The 569-nt window shown below is 48.9% G+C and carries 1 protein-coding gene; it reads right to left on the bottom strand.

What is annotated here, in order from left to right; translation table 11 throughout:
- A partial coding sequence (locus tag AB4486_RS26675) for a family 1 glycosylhydrolase (RefSeq protein WP_372119778.1) occupies positions 1–569 on the bottom strand: 569 nt, incomplete at both ends.

Genomic DNA, 569 nt, shown 5'->3' on the forward strand with positions numbered 1-569 from the left:
ACTGATTCAATGTCGCCATTCTCATTGAAGCGAGCGACATTACGTGTGTAATAGTTGATACCGATGTAATCAACCGGTGCGCTGATAATGTCTAAATCACCTTCAAGGATCATCGGCATGTTCATCGCTTGGCGCTCAACAACTAACTGCGGGTACTCGCCTTTCAATACTGGGTCGATGAACCAGTGGTAGTTCTCGGCTTCGCAGTAATCTGCCGCACCTTGATCTTGTGGCGTGAGCGGGTAAGCCGGCGTCGCGTTGAATACCACACCATGCTTAGCGTGAGGTGCATTGTTACGAAGGATCGGCATTGCCAAACCGTGAGCCAACATTAGGTGGTGAGATGCTAAGTAGCCCTCTTTCTCACCCTTGATACCTGGCGCATGTTCGCCCCAACGGTAGCCTAGGAATGCAGAAACAAACGGTTCATTGAGCGTGGTGTAAACGTCGATGGTATCGCCAAAGTACTTGCTCACCACTTCTGCATATTCAGCGAATTTGTAAGATGTTTCTCGGTTTAACCAACCGCCCTTGTCTTCAAGGTATTGTGGAAGATCCCAGTGATACAA

The organism is Vibrio sp. 10N.222.55.C6 (genome assembly GCF_041473395.1).
In the GTDB taxonomy this organism is placed as follows: Bacteria; Pseudomonadota; Gammaproteobacteria; order Enterobacterales; family Vibrionaceae; genus Vibrio; species Vibrio crassostreae_C.